This is a genomic window from Petrocella sp. FN5, assembly GCF_029210395.1.
GTDB lineage: Bacteria > Bacillota > Clostridia > Lachnospirales > Vallitaleaceae > Petrocella.
The window spans coordinates 75,426-94,664 of record NZ_JARGDP010000006.1 but is presented as its reverse complement, the minus strand read 5'-3'; the positions used below and the strand labels follow the sequence as shown (position 1 = coordinate 94,664).

Sequence of the window (19,239 nt, the reverse complement as noted above, 5' to 3'; positions counted from 1 at the left end):
ATATCATAATAATTTATTTATGCGCGCATGAAATCTATTGGTATAGCTTTTTTTAAAACCAGATACATAATGACATAATGACATATTTCTTTTCATGTCCATTAATGTTATACTCATATAAGTTAGTTAAAGCGTCATATATTAGAAAACAAGCCTTGTTTTCAGAATAGAGAAAAGGAGTGATCATATGAATTATATGGATGTGTACGAATCATGGCTAAAAAGTGATTATGTAGATGAAGACACCAAAAAAGAATTATTAAGTATAAAAGATGACACCACCCAAATCCAAGACCGGTTTTACAAATCTCTTGAATTCGGTACAGCAGGACTTAGAGGTAAATTAGGAGCCGGAACCAATCGAATGAACACATATATCATCGCCAAAGTTACACAAGGTATTGCCAATTATATCACCGATTATGGTAAATCTTACATGGACAGTGGCGTCGTTATTGCCTATGATAACCGACATTTCGCACCTGAGTTCGCTAAACTTACAGCATTGGTTTTTGCCGCTAATGGTATAAAAGCTTATCTTTTTGATCGTTTAAAACCAACCCCCGAGTTATCTTATACCCTCAGACAATTAGACGCTGTCTCCGGCATTAATGTGACCGCCAGCCATAATCCTAAAGAGTATAGTGGCTATAAGGTCTACTGGGAAGACGGTGCACAGGTATTGGATGATATCGCAGATGGTATGACCGAAAAAATCAACCAAGTGCCTATCTTTGGCGGTGCTAAAATTATTACGGAAGAAGAAGCCATTCATCAAGGCCTATTGGTTATGCTTGGCCAAAAAGAAGACGATGCCTATATTAAAATGGTTAAGTCTCTGTCCCTTCGTGATCAAGATGTGGACAAGAATATCAAAGTCGTCTTTACGCCACTTAACGGAACCGGTAGTATACCGGTTATGCGCGTACTTCGTGAAAAAGGTTATACTGATATTACCATTGTCCCTGAACAGGAACATCCTGACCCAAATTTCACAACTGTTGATTATCCAAATCCTGAAGATCCACGGGCTTTTGAATATGCCGAAAAATTAGGTTCGTCTATTGGTGCTGAGCTTCTTATTGCAACCGATCCTGATGCTGACCGATTAGCGATTGAAGTGCTAGATTCAAGTGGTCATTATATTCCCTTTAACGGTAATCAAACCGGCGCCATCCTTGTACAATATATTGCAGAAAGCATGAAAGAAAATGGCACATTACCTAATAAACCGGCCATTGTCAAATCTATTGTTACTGGTGATTTAGGTAAGGTTATTGCGGCCGATTATGGCTTTACCACATTTGAATCTTTAACCGGATTTAAAAACATTTGTGGCCGCATACCGGATCTTGCAAATGAAGGGTATCAATATATTATGGGCTATGAAGAAAGTATTGGCTATAGTGTGGGCACAAGTGTCCGCGATAAAGATGGTGTTAGTGCTACTATGCTGCTTTGTGAAGCAGCCGGCTATTACAAATCTAAAGGCAAGACCTTATTGGATGTACTTAATGAAATCTATGAAACCTATGGCTATTACAAAGAAAAGCAAATCTCTTTAGTGCTGGATGGTGTAGAAGGGCAAAGTCGAATTGGACGCATGATGACCCATTATCGAGCTCATTATCCGAAGTCAATTGGCGCTTTTAAAACTGATGAAGCCATTGACTACTTAGGTGGTTACAAGGATATTCCAAGTTCTAATGTATTGAAGTACATGTTGGATGATGGCAGTTGGTATGCTGTAAGGCCTTCCGGTACAGAGCCAAAGATTAAGCTTTATATTTATACCAAAGGTGATACGGATGCCAGTGCGATCAGCAATATTGATTTGATTGAAAAGACTGTGCTTGGAGTATTGGAGAGTGTGGAGTAAAAGGAACTTCATGGTCGATGTTGGTTACTTAGGCATACAATTTGAAGTTAATTTACTGAAGTTATAATGATTATAGTTTTATAGATTAGCGTTGGAGTCGGTGGGAATCATCGACTTTGGCGCTTTTTTGCAAATTTAAAACCTAAGATAATGATGATTTTTAAATAGATTTCTATTGATATATATGAGTCGCCATGGTAATCTTGAGAGGATTAATTTTAGGGGGTGTATTATGAAACGTGTTTTTAGATCTGCATTTCCATTGACCATACCGGTGCTTCTTGGCTATATCTCTGTGGGCATTGCTTTTGGTCTACTGGTTGTTAAGTCAGACCTAGATCTTTGGGTGGCTCTACTCATGAGCGTTCTTGTTTATGCAGGCGCCATGCAATTTTTGGCCATACAACTTTTGGTCAATCCCATCAGTATCATACAGGTGGCGATGATTACATTGTTTGTTAATATACGTCATTTATTTTATGGTCTTTCTTTTATCGATCTTTTCAAGACTTTTGGTATTAAAAAACACTATATGATTTTTGCGTTAACTGATGAAACTTACTCCTTACTCTGTGCCATTGCATTAAAAGAGGATATGGATCAAGAGAATCTTTTTTTTGCTGTCTCCTTTCTTAACCAACTTTATTGGATTAGCGGTACACTTATAGGTTATCTCATCGGTTCTTGGCTTGTTTTTGATACAACCGGTATTGAGTTTGCCATGACCGCTTTGTTTGTTGTTATCTTCATTGAGCAATGGTTAGGCTACAAAGATCATCGTCCCTCCTTGATTGGTCTTGGATCTTCTCTCCTCGCCGTCATGATCTTTGGTCCAAGCAATATGATTTTACCTGCTATGATTATGATATTAGTGGGACTGATGGGAAGTAAATCTCTTATTGAATCTAAGGAGGTGCAACCATGACCTTTATTCTGATTCTTGTAATGGCACTGGTTACTTATCTTATACGCATATCTCCATTTATATTATTTGGAAAGCATCAAAAAACCCCTTTATGGATTACTTATCTAGGAAAATATCTGCCGCCTGCTGTTATGAGTATGTTGATCATCTATAGCCTTAAGGATATTAATCCGATTGACTATGTTCAGAGTCTTCCTGTTTTTATTGCTATTCTCATAACGAGTTTGCTTCATCTTTGGAAACGCAATAATCTACTCAGTATCATAAGCGGAACCTTTGTCTATATGATGCTGATACAAAAGGTTTTCATTTAAAAAGCAGTGGCCAAAGATATCTATCTTTGACCACTGTCTTATTTTATGTATTAGAAGTCTTCTTAATTTTTTGCATTGTTCTAACTTTTAATCTGTTATAGCCCCTTTTGCTGAGGAACCTACCAACTTAGCATACTTTGCTAAAACACCTCTTTGATATCGAAGTGGGGGCGCCGTCCATGCCTGACGCCGTGTTTCCAAGTCTTCTTCTGTTAGTTCTACGGCTATTTCACCCTTTGTTGAATCTATAATAATCGTATCTTCACTTCTAATTAAGGCAATCGGTCCGCCTACTTGCGCTTCCGGTGCTATATGCCCTACCACAAAACCGTGACTACCACCTGAATAACGACCATCTGTGAGTAAGGACACTTTACCACCTAACCCTTTCCCAATAATAATGGCACTGATGGAAAGCATTTCCGGCATACCCGGTCCTCCTTTGGGCCCTTGGTAACGTATAACAATCACATCACCTTCAGTAATCCTGTCTGACATAACCGCTTCTATGGCTGCCTCTTCTGTATCAAATACCTTAGCCGGTCCACGCATCTTCTTAATGCTTACGCCGGACATTTTGCAGACCGCACCTTCCGGCGCTAGATTACCTTTTAATACATAGAGTGCCCCTTCTTTTTTCAGCGGCTGATCTATGGCTCTGATGACTTCCTGTCCTTCTATTAAATCCGGTTGATCTTTTAGATTGTCTTCTATGGTTTTTCCGGTTACCGTCATGCAGTCTCCATGGAGCAGTCCCGCGCGAGAAAGTAACTTCATAACACCTGGGACTCCGCCAACATTGCTTAAGTCTTGCATAACAAATCTACCGCTCGGCTTTAAATCAGCCAAATGAGGGACTCTTTTTCTAATTCTTTCAAAGTCATCATAATTTAATTCCACATCTACAGCATTTGCCATCGCCAAAAGATGTAAAAAAGCATTGGTAGAACCACCTAGTGCCATAACCACTGTAATGGCATTTTCAAAAGCCTTTTTTGTCATAATGTCTTTGGGGCGAATATCTTGTTCAAGAAGTCTAATAACGGCTTTGCCCGCTTCCTCACATTCTTTTCCTTTTGAATGGCCAATGGCCGGATTAGAAGCATTACCTGGCAAAGCCATGCCCATAGCTTCTATGGCTGATGACATGGTATTGGCTGTATACATACCTCCACAGGAACCAGGTCCTGGACAAGCTTTACATTCAATCTGATGCAGTTCCTGATCATCAATCTCATTTTTATTATGCCGACCGACCGCCTCAAAGGCGGATACAATATCAATATCTTTACCTTTATTTTTACCCGGTTGAATGCTACCACCATATACAAAAACCGCTGGTAAATTCATTCTTCCAATGGCAATCATACAGCCCGGCATATTTTTATCACAACCCCCAATGGCAACGATACCATCAAAGCGTTCAGCACCCATAACCGTCTCTATAGAATCAGCAATGATTTCTCGACTAGGTAGGGAGTAACGCATGCCTTCATGCCCCATGGCAATACCGTCTGAAACGGTTATCGTATTAAAAATCAGCGGTGCACCCCCGCCATCCCTTGCGCCTTTCTTAGCCGATACTGCTAACTGATCTAGATGCATATTGCAAGGGGTTACTTCACTCCATGTGCTTGCAATCCCAATCATAGGTCTTAAAAAATCTTCATCTGTAAAACCCACTGCACGAAGCATCGCTCTGTTAGGGGTTCTGTTACTGCCTTCGCTTATAACGATACTTTTTATTCTTAAGTCTTTATATGTAGACATATTCATCATTCCTTTCCTGATTATTAATAACCATTATCTAACAAATGATAATCATTGTCAATGATTGGTTAAATCACTTTGATCTTATGATCTTCATAATAGTAGCGCACAGGCAGGTTTGACTTCTCATTCACCAGAATCTGTTGATCTAAAAGCTTAATGAGGACATTGGGATAAATACATTTTTTTGCAACGACTTCTCCCAAGCCTTTTGTGTGTAAATAACTGATATAATTCTTCTGTGTCTCATACAGATTCTCAAGCCTTTTTTTATAGGTGATATATTTATGTCTAGCTTCCTCATAATCGTGATAGTCTTTTTGATTGATTTCTCTTTTCCCAAAAGCTTCATAAGCTTTTCTGTATTTATCTAGCTTTTCTTTGGTAAGATCTACCGCCGTACTTAGCATATTGTAGTCTTCTGTAATTTTTTCTCGGTCAAAACCACTTACCATAATCTTTGTATGAATACCGGCTCGTCCTCCTATTTCACTGGCTTCAACTTTGACTGATGCCCGGATCTGACCGCCGATGATCTTACTGGATGGGGATTCTAAGATGATTTCTTTAGCTGTGATTTCACAGTTCATGGCATAGAATCCTATATGAACGGTACCTTCACAGATAATCGTACAATCAGAAGCAAACTTTGTATAGATGTTCTTCTTAGCTTTAATAATCGCTTTATGTTTGCCTGCAATACCACCCTTAACGTATATATCACCCATTCTGCTTTCAATCATCGATACTGCGCCAATACCCATTTTTCCTAGAATCTGTATGTTTTCATTAGCAATGACTGTAAAGTTATCATCCACTGTTTGTACAACTTCTACAAAGCCCTCAAAATCCACATTACCGGTAGCAAAGCCGACATCACCCTCGATTCGAATGGCGTTTTGTACACTGATCATGTTATCTGTATAGACAACAGCGCCTGTTCTTTTGGCATATAAGGTGGTGATATCTTCTTCTTCATTCAAAACACTTATGACAGAATTGGTATCAAACACCAAAGCTTCTTGATGACCTGCAACTGGGGGTATCTCTTGACCTGTCACTGTCATACCGGGTATCCCAAGGGTAGGTTCTAATCTTTCACCTAACCAGTCACCCTCATTCACACGGTTGATGACACTTAACTCATAGTGATCCACACCGCCTGTTTCAACGATTTTGGGAACAACTTCGCCAATAGTGTACATTCTAATCTTGGCATCTTCTCCATTTATGGGTTGTCGCCCCTCTGCTATTTTTATTTTTTCTAGAGGCACTATATTTTTATAATCCAAGGCCATATTAAGTCCATAAATAATATTTGCTTCTTTACAGGCCATGAGGACTTGTCCCTTTAGTTGTTCCTTATCGTAGGTTTCATATTCTAAAGGGGTCATCAGAATAATGCCCTCAGCAAAAAGGCCATCCCCTGCTATACGAATGTCCACAAGGGGTAACCACTCACCCACCTCAATCCTACCTGCCAAACTATCTCTTAGTGCGGCACTAAGTGCCGAGAATTTCGTTATTCTAAGTCTTGGCAAAGTGGTGGCAACATCATTATTAAATGTCATAATGGTCATGCCTATTTTCTTTTGTCGCATCCATACTTTCTTGTCTTCTTCTTCCAACTGTATAAAATCATCTTCAAATATGATTTTGCTCATAAACAACCTCCTAGGGTCATGGGTGTTGTTGATTTATAATGGTCTGTTGGTTAACTCTATAAGAATATCGTCATAAATCCTAAAATACCTGAACCTATAATCAGCAAGATGGGATGAATTTTCGTTTTTAGTTCCGTAATCAATACAAGGATGCCAATAAGTAAGGTTTTTAAGTTAATCTGATTCAAATCAGGGGTATGATTTATAAACAAAGCACTTTTTCCTACAGATAGAGCCGCTGCAAATATTAAGCCTGCGATAACCGGTCTTATACCGTAAAATACTTTTTTCATAATAATATTTTGACTATGTTTGAAGAAAAAAGAGGATATGAACAATACAATTAGCAAAGAAGGAAGGGCTACACCAAAAGTCGCCAATGCAGATCCTCCGACACCGCCCACCTTATAACCGACAAAGGTAGCTGCATTAACCGCAATCGGACCAGGTGTCATCTCTGCAATACCGATAATCTGAACAAACTCACTTTCAAGCAACCATCCATGTCTTTGGATTTCACTGGATATAAGGGGTATCATGGCATAACCGCCACCAAAACTAAAGAGCCCAACTTTAAAAAACGTAACAAACAAATCCCAGTAAATCATAAACTTTTTTTCCTCTCTCGGATTTGTCGATAAGAAATAAAGCCTAAAATACCACCCAAAATAATAAACCATATAGGGCTAAGATTTGTAAAGGTGACACACAGCACTGTCACAATAAAAATCATCAAAGTCACGCCATCTACCACCGCACCTTTTATCATTTTCTTAGCAGCCACTAGAATCAAGGCAACCACAGCACCGTTTATTCCTATAAACACAGCTTTCACCGCAGGCGCATCCGCAATCATTCCAAAAAAAGTAGCTATCGAAATAATAATAATAAAAGAGGGTAAGATCACACCTGACGTAGCGGCAATGGCACCACGACGTCCGGCAACTTTATAGCCAATCAAGGTAGATGTATTAATAGCTATCGCTCCGGGAATAGACTGTGCTATTGAAAAAAGATTCATAATCTCATCTTTATGCACCCATTTTTTATGAATCACAACTTCTTTTTCAATCAAAGGAATCATAGCATAGCCCCCACCAAAAGTGAACGCGCCGATTTTCAGAAAAGCTAGAAACAGTTCCAGATAAGTCTTCATAAGTACACCTCACCACGTCATAATCCTTCAAGTCAAAATAAATACTTAACCACAATTTTACATATCTTATAATCATATTACCATTATTAAAATATTCAGTCAATAAGTGTTAAAACATCAAAGCTTTAGTTGAGCTTCTACCATACAAAAAAACCCCAAGTCAACGTTTGATAAATCAATCAATGACTTGGGGCTCTGATCTTTATTTTCTAACTACTGGCTTTCCATTTTCTTACGTTTGATAATTTTAGCACTATGAGGTAGTAGTTGCACCTCAATATGGCCTTTTATAACAGAATAATTGACTTCATTTGTATAGAAATCATCTTTAGTCGTTTCTAAAGTCTGTTGGCATATATCCATATTTCTGATACCAATCTCCCATACCGGAATCCTAACAACTTTTTCTTCACTACCATTGTTACAAACCACCACAATCTTATCCTGTTCATCAAACCGTCCGTAACTAATAACCATATGCTCACCATATAGGAATTTGATAGAGCCCGTTTTAATGGCTGAGCAAGCTTTTCTCATGCTGATTAGGCACTTATGAAGATTAAGTAGCTCTTTATTTTCTCTTCCCCAAGGATAGGCTCTTCGATTATCCGGGTCAGTCCATCCGCAAAGTCCTGCCTCATCTCCATAATAAATGGTAGGCGCACCTGGCCAAGTCATCTGAATCACAATGGCTTCTTTCATAATGCCTAAGTTGATACCTTCTGAAGCCGACTCCGGTCCATGGGTATGGGTTCTACCCACCTTATGATTTGTTCTTGTTAAAAATCGACTGTGATCATGGTTTGACAACTCATTCATAGCTACCTGAAGAGACTGTTCTTGAAATCTTGACATATTATGGGTCATAGCATCAAAAAATGCTCTATGATTACCCAACAAATCTCCACGGAACTCATCACTATGTTTTTCCATTCCCGTTAAAAACCAAGTGATCGGTTCCATAAAGGCGTCATAGTTCATCACAGTATCCCACTGGTCACCATTTTTAATCCAATCACTAGGATCACCATAATGCTCTGCCAAAATAAGGGCTTCTGGATTAGCACCCTTAACTGCGTTCCTAAAGTCACGCCAAAACTGATGGTTAAATTCTTTCGTATAGCCAAGGTCAGCGGCTACATCTAGACGCCATCCATCTGCATTATAAGGTGGTGACACCCATTTTTTTGCAACTTCCAGTACATAGCGATACAACTTTGGCGAACCTTCAAAGTTCAATTTCGGTAGAGTATCATAACCCCACCAACCGTCATAATGTGGGTTATCCGGCCATGATTGTCGATTGTGAAAGTGAAAAAAGGTCACATATGGACTTGCATTCGATGTATAGGCACCTGCTTCATAGTTTCTTGCATGAGCATAAAACTTTTCACGATCCATCCATTTATTAAAAGAACCGCAGTGATTAAACACACCATCTAATATAACTTTTATACCAAGACCATGGGCTTTTTCAACCAGTTTTATGAATAAAGCATTACTTGCTTCAATATTCGCCGGTTCGGTTGTTCTGGTGATATATTTTGTGGCCTTATTATTATCCGGTTTGTTTTCATCCAGAACCTTACCTCCATCCAGTACAATGGTACCAAAATGAGGATCTACACTATCATAGTCTTGAGTGTCGTACTTATGATTAGAAGGGGATACAAAAATAGGATTCATATAGACCACATCCACACCTAATTCCTTAAGATAGTCTAACTTATCTATTACCCCTTGTAAGTCACCCCCATAAAATTCCCTTATACCGTCGGGATTTGGATATTTCATCCAATTATTGACCTTTTTCGCAAGCTTGCCAACATACAGGTATTCGTTATCCACCACATCATTCGATGGATCCCCATTATTAAAACGATCCACAAAAATCTGGTACATCACCGCACCTTTTGCCCAGTCCGGCGTTTTAAAGTTTGGTACCATCATAAAATGATAATAAGCATCCGGTTCTCTTGTTACACCTCTTTTGTTATAGTAACATTTCAAATTACCTGCATGTATTTCAAAATAGTACTTTACCAGTTTGGTAATAGGGGGCATCTGGGCACAGTAGTAATCAAAAAGCTCATCCGAATACTCTACCGTCATAGAAATCTTCGTCTCTTCACTACAAAGCCATACTTGCTCTACATTGTTCTTTGCTGTTCGTATACGTATTTTGATAGTATCCTTACTTGTAGGTTCTTGTGGCATTCGGTAGAAGGATGTGCCATCAGAGAAAATCGCTTTTTCATCTAATATAGGCTGTCTAGTCTCTACATACAAGAACAACTTTTGTGCTCTTGTTAAATGTTCATAAGGTATATGCATATTCATAAGATTAACTGACAATAAATGTCATCCAGCCTCCTTTCGGTTTTATATCCTGTCTCTATTTTACATATTAGGTTGCAAATTAAAATGTCAAAACTAAGTTCCTCATTTTAACCGCTACTATATTGTATATGAAAGCGGTCTATTTATCAACTCTTCCTAATATATCTTTACCTAAACCGTTATAAGCTCAACATCGTATTAACTATTTTGGTCCGGGACCTTTGTATGTTTTGCTAAACGTTTCTCTTAAGAACTCAGCTGAAGCCCTCAGTTTTGACGTCTCGTCGACACTAAGGGGTACTTCCAGTCGTCTACCAATACCATCTTTGGTGACAATACAAGGAAGACTAAGGGCTACATCTTCAATACCATATTCACCAGTTAGAGTGGTTGATAAAGGGAGTACGCTTAATTCGTTAATCAATATGGCTTGAATAATTCGATCCACACTCTTGGCAATACCAATATTTGTATAACCCTTATTCATTAGAATCTCATAGCCGACTTGTTTCACTTCTTCAACTATGGCTTCTTTATTAAGTGGTACATCATCATAAGTAATGTCAAAATCATCAATAGGTACACCAGCAATGTTCGAGCTACTCCACGTTGCAAAGGCTGTTTCCCCATGTTCACCAAGAATATACCCATGGACATTTTTTGTATCTATTAAGTATTTTTGTCCAAGAATTCGCCTAAACCTGGCCGTATCTAAAGTGGTGCCTGTTCCGAATATTTTCTCAACTGGATACCCAAAATAATTTTGTGCATAATAGGTTAGTATGTCCACAGGGTTTGAAACCATGATAATGATGGCATCCATAGTGTAAGATATAATCTGTTCCATAACTTCTTTTACCACTTCAATATTCTTTTGTGCCAAAGCAATTCGGTCAACCACATCACCCGGCTTGGCACTTGGTCCAGCCGTTATAACAATGATACTGGCATCTTCACAATCCACATAGGTTCCTTGTTTTACTCTAATATTGGGACTATAGGCAAAAGCCGTGGAATGAGAACCATCTAAAGCTTCCCCGTAGGCTTTCTTTTCATTTTTATCAATTATGACAATCTCCGCTAAGGAGCCTGATGAGAGCAATGTTGACATGACGGCAGAGCCCACTTGACCGGCACCAATAATAACCACTTTATTTCTTTGAATTTTCATAAGTCACCTTTCCTTTTAACCCACTATTGTTCAACCAATAAGGTTCTGATACGATCTCTAATCATAGACAGGGCCACTTTGTTGTAACCACCTTCTGGCACGATAATATCTGCGTGCTTCTTTGAAGGTTCTACAAATTCTTCATGCATTATCTTGACGGTCGTAAGATACTGCTCGATGACAGAATCCATGCTTCTACCCCGTTCTTTGACATCTCTTACCAGACGCCTAATAATCCTTACATCTGCATCTGTGTCTACAAATATCTTCATATCTAGAAGTTCCCTTAGAGATTTATGCTCAAAAATTAAAATGCCTTCAACGATAATCACTCTCTTTGGCTCTACATGAACTGTTTCCACGGCTCTTGTATGATTCATAAAGTCATAAACGGGATGCTCAATAGCATGTCCTTCTTTTAAGGCAATAATGTCTGTCACCAACATATCTGTATCAAAAGCATGTGGATGGTCATAGTTCATTTTACTGCGTACTTCAAAAGATTTATCCTTGTTCGCCTTGTAATAATAATCATGAGTAAGAGTAACCACCTCATTACCCACCACTTCCTTAAGTCTGTTGACCAATGTCGTTTTCCCCGACCCTGTGCCACCTGCTATTCCAATCACGATGGGTTGCTTCATCATTCTTTCTCCTTTAATCCTTCGTTCTTTATGATTCTATTGTACATCTCATAAAGTCCACCTGGGCAATCTTTGAGTAAAAAACATTGGTCACATTTTGGTGAACGGGCTGTACACAAGGTACGACCATGGGCAATAATCTGTGTATTGTATCTGAGCCAATGTTCTTTTGGTATTTTTTCCATTAAATCAAACTCTATTTTAACGGGGTCGGCTAACTCTGTAAATCCTAGTTTATTGGATATCCTTTTCACATGAGTATCCACAACAATTGCCGGTACATTGTATTTATGTCCCAGTACAACATTAGCTGTTTTCCTACCAACCCCCGGCAACTGAGTTAAGGCATCGATGTCAACTGGAACCTTACCATTATGCTCTGTGAGAAGCAGCTGGCAACAGGCTTTGATGTTTTTTGCCTTATTTCTATAAAAACCGGTTGAATGTATCGCTTTTTCAATATTATAAATATCGGCTTCTGCAAAAGCTTTGATGGAGTTAAATTCTTCGAACAAAGCTGGTGTGACCATATTGACGCGCTCGTCTGTACACTGGGCACTTAATTGGGTTGCGATTAAAAGTTGCCAATCACTTTCATTATTCAAATAGCAGACATGTTCTTTACCATAAACCGCATCCAACTGATCCAATATTCTTTCCATTCTCCTCTTGTTAATCATAAGTCACCTATATGGCATTATAACCTAATTCTAGTGGCTAATGCCTTTCCTGTCATCTTGTCTCTTAATCGATAGTTATAAAAAATATGGTAAATACCATTGTCATTTGATCCTGATAAGGGATTGAAATCATATTGTTCTACATGGCTCATGCGCATGATTTGCTTCGTGTTAAAATCCTCATAACCCTTAAATAAATGATCCGGATGATGCTCACTTTGATAAAAAGTCTTTACTTCCATTGATAATCCTTCTCTTACATTGGCAAAGTTTGGCCATTTCTTAGGCTTCTCTTGCATGCACAGATCATGAATGAGCCACTGTGCTAGCAAATATTCATTTACACTTGATTCCTGTTGACCAAATTGATATAAGAGATCGTAAAATTTGATCTTATGATGTTTGATATGATATAGCCCTTCTGCTACCCAGAATTCACGCAATACCTCAAAGAAATCAAAAGGATGGTCATATCCTTTCATAAGATAGGTAATACTGTTAGAAAACTGACCGCTGTTGTAATAGTACTCAAGCAGCACTTCTATATCTTTAAGCCTTCTAAGGTCTTCATAACCCATTTCGCGTGTCTTAAGAACTTCATAAGGTGGATGTTTTCTACTGATGATACCATATGTTTCTTGTTGTTCATCTATTTTAGAGCCTTTCAACACTTTAAGAAACCCTAGTTGCAATTGCTCCGGGCTAATGGCCATAACATCATTAAAGGATTTCCCAAAAGCTTGGTAGGTTTCTTTAGGAAGCCCGGCAATTAAATCCAAATGAAGATGGATGTTACCATTTGCTTTTAAGGCCAGTACCCGCTTTCTTAAGACTTCAAAATCAGTTTGTCGATTAATATCCACTATGGTTTCTAAGTTGGTAGACTGAACACCAATCTCAAACTGAAACAAGCCCACTCGAATGGTTTTCAGAAAGAGAATTTCCTCTTCATCCAGTAAGTCTGCGGTGATTTCGAAGTGAAAGTTCGTTTTTCCATTATCATGGTCCCTTAAATAGGTCCATATGGCCATGCTGTGGCTTCTTTTTGCATTAAAAGTACGATCTACAAATTTCACCTGTCTAACCTCTTGATTTAAGAAGAACTGGAGTTCCTTATAGACCATGTTAAGAGGCCTAAATCGTACACCTTTTTCAATCGATGATAGACAATACTCGCAGTTAAAAGGACATCCTCTTGAGGTTTCATAATAGATAATTCTATGTTCAAGACCTAGAAGGTCTTCTTTGTAGGGAAACAGAACCTCCGCCATAGACATAGGTGGTTCTTGATGATTCTGCTTAATAAAACCTTTGCTTCTATAGGTTAGACTACCTATCTGCTTCAACCCATCATCCCAGCCTTTTTCAAGGCAAGTAAGCAAGTTGAACGTGGGTATCTCACCTTCCCCTGAGATTATATAATCTATTTCCGAGTGAGCCGTCATCCATGTGGCCGGGTTATAAGATACTTCCGGCCCCCCTAAGACAATGATCATCTTCGGATGTATCTGACGTATCATCTGAACTAATTTTACAATAATCTCTATATTCCACAAATAGCAGGAAAACCCAATCAGATGCGGTTCCTGCTTCATGATTTCATCCAAAATATAGTCTATAGATTGGTTGATTGTATATTCAGAATAATCTATGGTTAATCCCTTTTTCTTACCAAAAGCTTGTATATAACGTATGGCAAGGTTGGAATGTATAAACTTTGCATTAATGCCAATCAATAAATGTTTCATGGGTTACCTTACTTTCTAAATGTCATATAAATATCTATTTCGATTCTATAAGACTATTATACACAATAATGAACCTAACTTGTTACTTTTCTTGTACTTTCTCTATGTATGAGTTCATAGCCCATGGTCATCTCATGATGGTCTTTTAAATCCCCTTCAATCAGATCAATGAGCATCGTTGCCGCAAGCTTCCCCATAACATATTGATCGACTCTAACTGTCGATAAGCTTGGGGTCACATACTTGGCAAATTCTATATCATCATAGCCGATAACTTCTATTTCCATCGGTATTCTAACGCCTTTTTCCTTAAGTGCCTTCATAGCGCCTATCGCCATATGGTCATTGGCGGCAAAAACTGCTGTTGGCATAACTTCACAGCGCAATATGATTTCCATCATCGCCGCATAGCCTGAATCAACGGAGTAAGCGCCTTCGGCAACAAGCGCCTCATCATAGGTTAGACCCGCTTCTGTCAAAGCCGTCTTATAGGCTTCATGACGTGTTGCATTTGACCTGTCATAGGATGAACCTTTTATAAAAGCAATCCTTTTGTGCTTTTTTTGAATAAAATAATCAACAATCTCTTGAGTGGGTGATACAAAATCTTGGATTACACAAGGCAATCTAAGATCTCTTATTTCTTTATCTGTTATGACCACAGGCATCTTTTTACGAATACGTTTAATAGCATCAATATGTTCCTGCATAACATTGGTCGGAAAATAAATAATGCCATCTACTCTTTTTTCGTGCAAAAGATTAAAATTGGCAATATCTTCCTCCGTTGAATTGCTGTCCTTATAGTTGGCCGTAATCATCAATCCGTAGCCACGTTGTTTGCAAACCTTATTAATGGCATCTATTCGATCACTATAGTAGTTATTCATCCCAGGCATAACAATACCTAGAATATTGGTTTTATTGTTTGTCAGACTTTTAGCAATCTGGTTAGGTCTAAAACCGGTTTCTTCAATCGCTTTAAGTACCCTATCCCTAGCAGCGGTACTAACGCCCGGTTTGTTATTTATGACCCTTGAAACAGTCGCTATTGAGACATTTGACAACTTGGCTACATCATATATATTCATATCTGTTCCACCTTTATTTTGCGAGTTTGCTACTACCTTTATAATATAGTGTATATGATTTGTCAAGCTTTGCACCTGCCCAAAAAGGCGTATAACGAATGTTCTTATTTATGTTTTAAGCGAGCCACTATTAAACCGCCTAATAATACAGTCGTTACGATGACCACAATATTGAAAATAAACTTATAATCCCACTTTACCGGTGTTTCTTCTATCCCATCATAGGCTATATTGCTAATGGAGACTTGGTCAATGGTGCCTTTTAATATTTCTTCTTTATAGCTTGCAATATCATATACAGGCGAGGTCTTTGTAGCATCCAATCCAAAATCAAGGGTGTAACTTTCATTTGAAATCCCCTCAAATACCACTTCGTCAGCGTAATACCTTACAGTAATACCTTTAATATGAATGGGCTTATCATCATTATTGATAATAATCATAGTAAACATGTCTTCTTGTGAAATCTGTCCATCAAGGGGTAGGGTTGTATCTGAATAAGAAGTGTCGTATACCGATAGATTGTATATCTCCTTGCCGGACGAAAGAGGTAAACTCACCCTTCGCTTAAACATGCTGTCTGTCTCAATTGTAACATCGCACAGTCTTAGATTCCTTAATCCTTCTATTTTTATATATGTCCTTTGATCTTTCTCTTCAATATGAAATACAGGCGTCATACTTTCTATAAAGTAGTTATTCTCCCTGGCATTCATACTGTAAACCAGATCTACTGTATCAAAAGAAATTTCTTCCAGATTGTTCGCAAGTTTAAATCGATAGTGCGTATACTTATTCGGTTCACTAAATTCTATACTTAACTTTGATATACCATCAATGGCATAGAACTTGTCATTGGTTACAAAGGCCCAATGAATGTTATCATGGCTGCCATAGACATCTACAATCTTTGCAAAGTTCGTGTTTCCGGTTGAAACCTCAATGGATGTTGCAAGGGTGTCCCATTCTCTTTCTGTTGCGAGCTTATAATCAAAATAAAAGCTGTTATTCTTTGTATATGAATGAATCAGCGTCATTGGGTAAGTTTCTCTGTCAGTATTTTGCGTTTGAAATCCGGTATTAAGAAAATAAGGCACAGCTTCACCAGAACTGTTTTTAATTAAGAGATCCGACAAATCCTTGTTTGCCTTGTTATAAATCTCCGGTGTGAGTCTAACCGCCTTATATTTGTTTTCACCCTTAATCTGAATCGTTGCTACATGGGCTAATACAGTACTTGTACTAAAAAAAAGTAGCAATACAATTACACTCATGATTCGCCTATACATCCGCAGATACCTCCTCTTTTAGTTCTAATCGCTTACTGAAATACTGATACACAAATGATATTGCGACAAGCGTAACCCCAAGTGCAAAGTAAGATAGAATTTTATAGCCTTGTGTTAGGCTCGATAAATCCAATAAGAATAATTTAATCACTGTAAAAATAGCTAGTCCAAGGCCGAACTTCCGTATAAAGGAATACCGCTTCATAAATCCAAAGACAATCCAAGCAAGGGCTGTCAAAACGTAGATAATACTGATGGCTGCACTTGAAAAGGACAAGTTATATTGTGTGATCAAATTTTGAGTCAGGATGAGAACAAAATACCCTGAAATCATTAATGGGTACCACTCGATGCCTAATTTTCTCCCCATTACTATAAGTTTCATCAAATCCCGTATAGCAAGCACAGAGATTGTTCCGACAACAACAAGTACCAAGGTTCCGATAAAAGTCATGCCAAGAGAACCGGATTCAGATGGAAGGATTAGATTATAAACAGCATTAAGTGCAAATAACCAAAGAACGCCAACAATATATAGAATCATAGAGATTATTTTCGTACCTAGATCAGACAACATCTTTATTCTCGGCAAGGCATAAGCAATCAAAAATGTGCTGACGATTGCCAATGCACCCATTAAATAATCTATATTATAGGTACCTGCATTCCCATAAATGTTAAGTAGCATATTCTTCAATTCCTCAATGATATAGAGCGTATAAAACCAAATATTTGCAAGTACAAAGTACTTGTAAATGGTTACAAAACCACTTGACATCATTTTTTTGTACATGTATGAGCCTAATATCATCAAACTGCCAAGGGTCATTGCTAGGTATTTATAAGCAAACAAATGATCTATTCTCCAAACATAGTCAAACCACAAAAAAGCAAATAAACATAAGCCACTTATAATAAGTCCTGAGCGCTTAAAGATTTTCTCATTGTGTAAAATGCCATACACTGAGAGTGCAACACCTTCTGCAAGCCATCCTAGGGATAACCAAGCTCGCCCAAATTGAAGGGGTATGATTAGCACAACGAAGGCAAGTCCCGTTAAGTAAAACAAGGCTTTTGTATTTCTTTCTTCGCCAGTAAATTTTTTCTCAATCAGTCTGCCTAGAAGCAAATAAATGGTGGCAAAAGCAATCGCGAGTGCGCCATTATAATCGACTAAGTCAAACATGTAAAATACGCCATACATAATCATACTACTGAAAAATGTGTTTACCCCAAGGAGCACCACATCCGATTTTCTAAATTTACCATTTGTACGGTATGTGCTGATGATTGGTATGAATGTGTAAATTAGGAAGGCAAAGAGTACATAGAGTATGACTATGGTTTTTTCTATACGCGTCGAGCCGTATGCAAAATTAAAACAAATGTATACGGTGCCGATTATATTTAAAGCCAATCCAATAAATGAAGGTATACGCCACTTTTTACCAAATGCCACCATAAGGGCCAGTAAGTTAAGAGCCACAAAATATATCATAGCTCCATAAATAATGGCTATCTCCGAACCGATAGAGAACATTGGTAGGTACCCACCGATTAGTGCAAATACCATGATTGTTTGTGAATTATAACGATTGGAAAGAACAAACGCCACTGCCGTGATCAATATGCAGACGGCTATAGCAGGGTACATATCAAGGATTGATAATCCAAAATAGCTTGTTGCCAGTGCCACATATAATACACCAACACCTCCAGCCGTTATACCCAGAGAAAAAATATTTGGTTTTTTTCTATTCAAGAACTCCCCAACCGTCAACATAGAGGCACCTAGTACAAACATCATTATGCCTTTTAACAAATCGGGCAATTGAACGTATGTGAAACGTGCGGCAGTAATCACCCCTATGATAATGAGAAATATACCAACTGCGTTGAGTAAATTCAGTCCAACAAATCTTTCAATATTATTCTTCTTAGCCATGACACGCACTTGTTCGTCTGTAATTTGTTCACGCTTAAGCGCCTCAATCTCCATCCTCTCAGCTTCAGAAAAAGCCGTGTGGGTATGAGCCAACTTCGCCCGGGCCATTGTCACTTTTTCATTAAGCAGGGCCGTTAATTCACCAAGTCGTATATAGATTTCATCTTTTGCATCGATATTATATCGATGCAAGGTTTTTGTGATATCATTTATTCTTGATTGGACACCTTTTTCTAGACTTGTGAGCCTATTTTGTTCTCCCTTTATATTGGCTTTGAAATATACATCCAGTTTTTGAACTGTGGTATTTACAATTTTAATCTTTTCATTGTAAATTTGCTCATATAATGCATTTTTCAGTCCTGCATTCTCCTCTTCAAGTGCGGATGCCTTCATCCTTGTTTTTTCATAATCAATTTTGAGATGATTCAGTTCAGACCTTAGTATAGTATTTTCTCGAGCTACATCACTGTTTTCAATCGCATGACATTCTGCTTCAAGCTGAATCAAGACTTCTTTTTGTCTTGTTACTATATCCCTCAAATTCTCTCTTGTTCCCATACTCTAACCCCTCTATCATTCTTAGTCATTCTGATTTTCCAGTATTTTTCTATTTCTGACAT

General features: G+C 38.2%; 15 protein-coding genes. 3 read left to right on the top strand and 12 right to left on the bottom strand.

Annotated features, from left to right (window positions below; all coding sequences use genetic code 11):
• The first annotated feature begins 187 nt into the window (after positions 1-187).
• The 3 genes from P0N36_RS03410 (at position 188) to P0N36_RS03400 (ending at position 3,118) form a co-directional block, all read left to right on the top strand.
• The gene (locus P0N36_RS03410; protein ID WP_275841426.1) at positions 188-1,879 is read left to right on the top strand and encodes a phospho-sugar mutase; all 1,692 of its coding nucleotides are present in this window, start codon (positions 188-190) and stop codon (positions 1,877-1,879) included.
• Positions 1,880-2,111: 232 nt separating this feature from the next.
• A complete protein-coding gene (locus P0N36_RS03405; protein WP_275841425.1) occupies positions 2,112-2,804 on the top strand; it encodes an AzlC family ABC transporter permease in 693 nt (230 codons plus the stop codon).
• Positions 2,801-3,118: a branched-chain amino acid transporter permease gene (locus P0N36_RS03400; protein WP_275841424.1), complete on the top strand. Its 318-nt coding sequence runs from the start codon at positions 2,801-2,803 to the stop codon at positions 3,116-3,118. The genes P0N36_RS03405 and P0N36_RS03400 overlap by 4 nt, the downstream gene beginning before the upstream one ends.
• A gap of 87 nt (positions 3,119-3,205) precedes the next feature.
• Here P0N36_RS03400 and ilvD read toward each other — a convergent pair whose 3' ends face one another.
• The 12 genes from ilvD to P0N36_RS03340 all read right to left on the bottom strand — a co-directional run bounded on the left by ilvD (position 3,206) and on the right by P0N36_RS03340 (position 19,177).
• A complete protein-coding gene (gene ilvD / locus P0N36_RS03395; RefSeq protein ID WP_275841423.1) occupies positions 3,206-4,888 on the bottom strand; it encodes a dihydroxy-acid dehydratase in 1,683 nt (560 codons plus the stop codon).
• 68 nt (positions 4,889-4,956) lie between these two features.
• Positions 4,957-6,552, bottom strand: a complete 1,596-nt coding sequence (locus P0N36_RS03390; RefSeq protein ID WP_275841422.1) for a DUF342 domain-containing protein — start codon at positions 6,550-6,552, stop codon at positions 4,957-4,959.
• A 56-nt stretch (positions 6,553-6,608) separates the two neighbouring features.
• Positions 6,609-7,160, bottom strand: a complete 552-nt coding sequence (locus P0N36_RS03385) for a chromate transporter (protein WP_275841421.1) — start codon at positions 7,158-7,160, stop codon at positions 6,609-6,611.
• Positions 7,157-7,708, bottom strand: a complete 552-nt coding sequence (locus P0N36_RS03380) for a chromate transporter (protein WP_275841420.1) — start codon at positions 7,706-7,708, stop codon at positions 7,157-7,159. The genes P0N36_RS03385 and P0N36_RS03380 overlap by 4 nt, the downstream gene beginning before the upstream one ends.
• 213 nt (positions 7,709-7,921) lie before the next feature.
• Positions 7,922-10,063 carry a glycoside hydrolase family 13 protein gene (locus P0N36_RS03375; RefSeq protein WP_330683939.1) on the bottom strand — a complete coding sequence of 714 codons (2,142 nt, stop codon included), beginning with the start codon at positions 10,061-10,063 and terminating at the stop codon, positions 7,922-7,924.
• A 187-nt stretch (positions 10,064-10,250) separates the two neighbouring features.
• Positions 10,251-11,219, bottom strand: coding sequence for an L-lactate dehydrogenase (locus tag P0N36_RS03370; protein ID WP_275841419.1), 969 nt, complete (start codon positions 11,217-11,219; stop codon positions 10,251-10,253).
• 23 nt (positions 11,220-11,242) lie between these two features.
• Entirely contained in the window at positions 11,243-11,866 is a 624-nt protein-coding gene (gene udk / locus P0N36_RS03365; RefSeq protein ID WP_330683938.1) for a uridine kinase, read from the bottom strand.
• Positions 11,863-12,525 (bottom strand): endonuclease III, encoded by a 663-nt coding sequence (gene nth, locus P0N36_RS03360; protein WP_275841418.1) that lies wholly within the window; start codon positions 12,523-12,525, stop codon positions 11,863-11,865. Before nth ends, udk begins: the two co-directional genes overlap by 4 nt.
• A gap of 35 nt (positions 12,526-12,560) precedes the next feature.
• Positions 12,561-14,291 (bottom strand): B12-binding domain-containing radical SAM protein, encoded by a 1,731-nt coding sequence (locus P0N36_RS03355; RefSeq protein WP_275841417.1) that lies wholly within the window; start codon positions 14,289-14,291, stop codon positions 12,561-12,563.
• A gap of 74 nt (positions 14,292-14,365) precedes the next feature.
• A complete protein-coding gene (locus P0N36_RS03350; RefSeq protein WP_275841416.1) occupies positions 14,366-15,382 on the bottom strand; it encodes a LacI family DNA-binding transcriptional regulator in 1,017 nt (338 codons plus the stop codon).
• A gap of 104 nt (positions 15,383-15,486) precedes the next feature.
• Positions 15,487-16,671 (bottom strand): hypothetical protein, encoded by a 1,185-nt coding sequence (locus tag P0N36_RS03345; RefSeq protein WP_275841415.1) that lies wholly within the window; start codon positions 16,669-16,671, stop codon positions 15,487-15,489.
• A complete protein-coding gene (locus P0N36_RS03340) occupies positions 16,664-19,177 on the bottom strand; it encodes a DUF2339 domain-containing protein (protein ID WP_275841414.1) in 2,514 nt (837 codons plus the stop codon). The genes P0N36_RS03345 and P0N36_RS03340 overlap by 8 nt, the downstream gene beginning before the upstream one ends.
• Positions 19,178-19,239 lie beyond the last annotated feature (62 nt).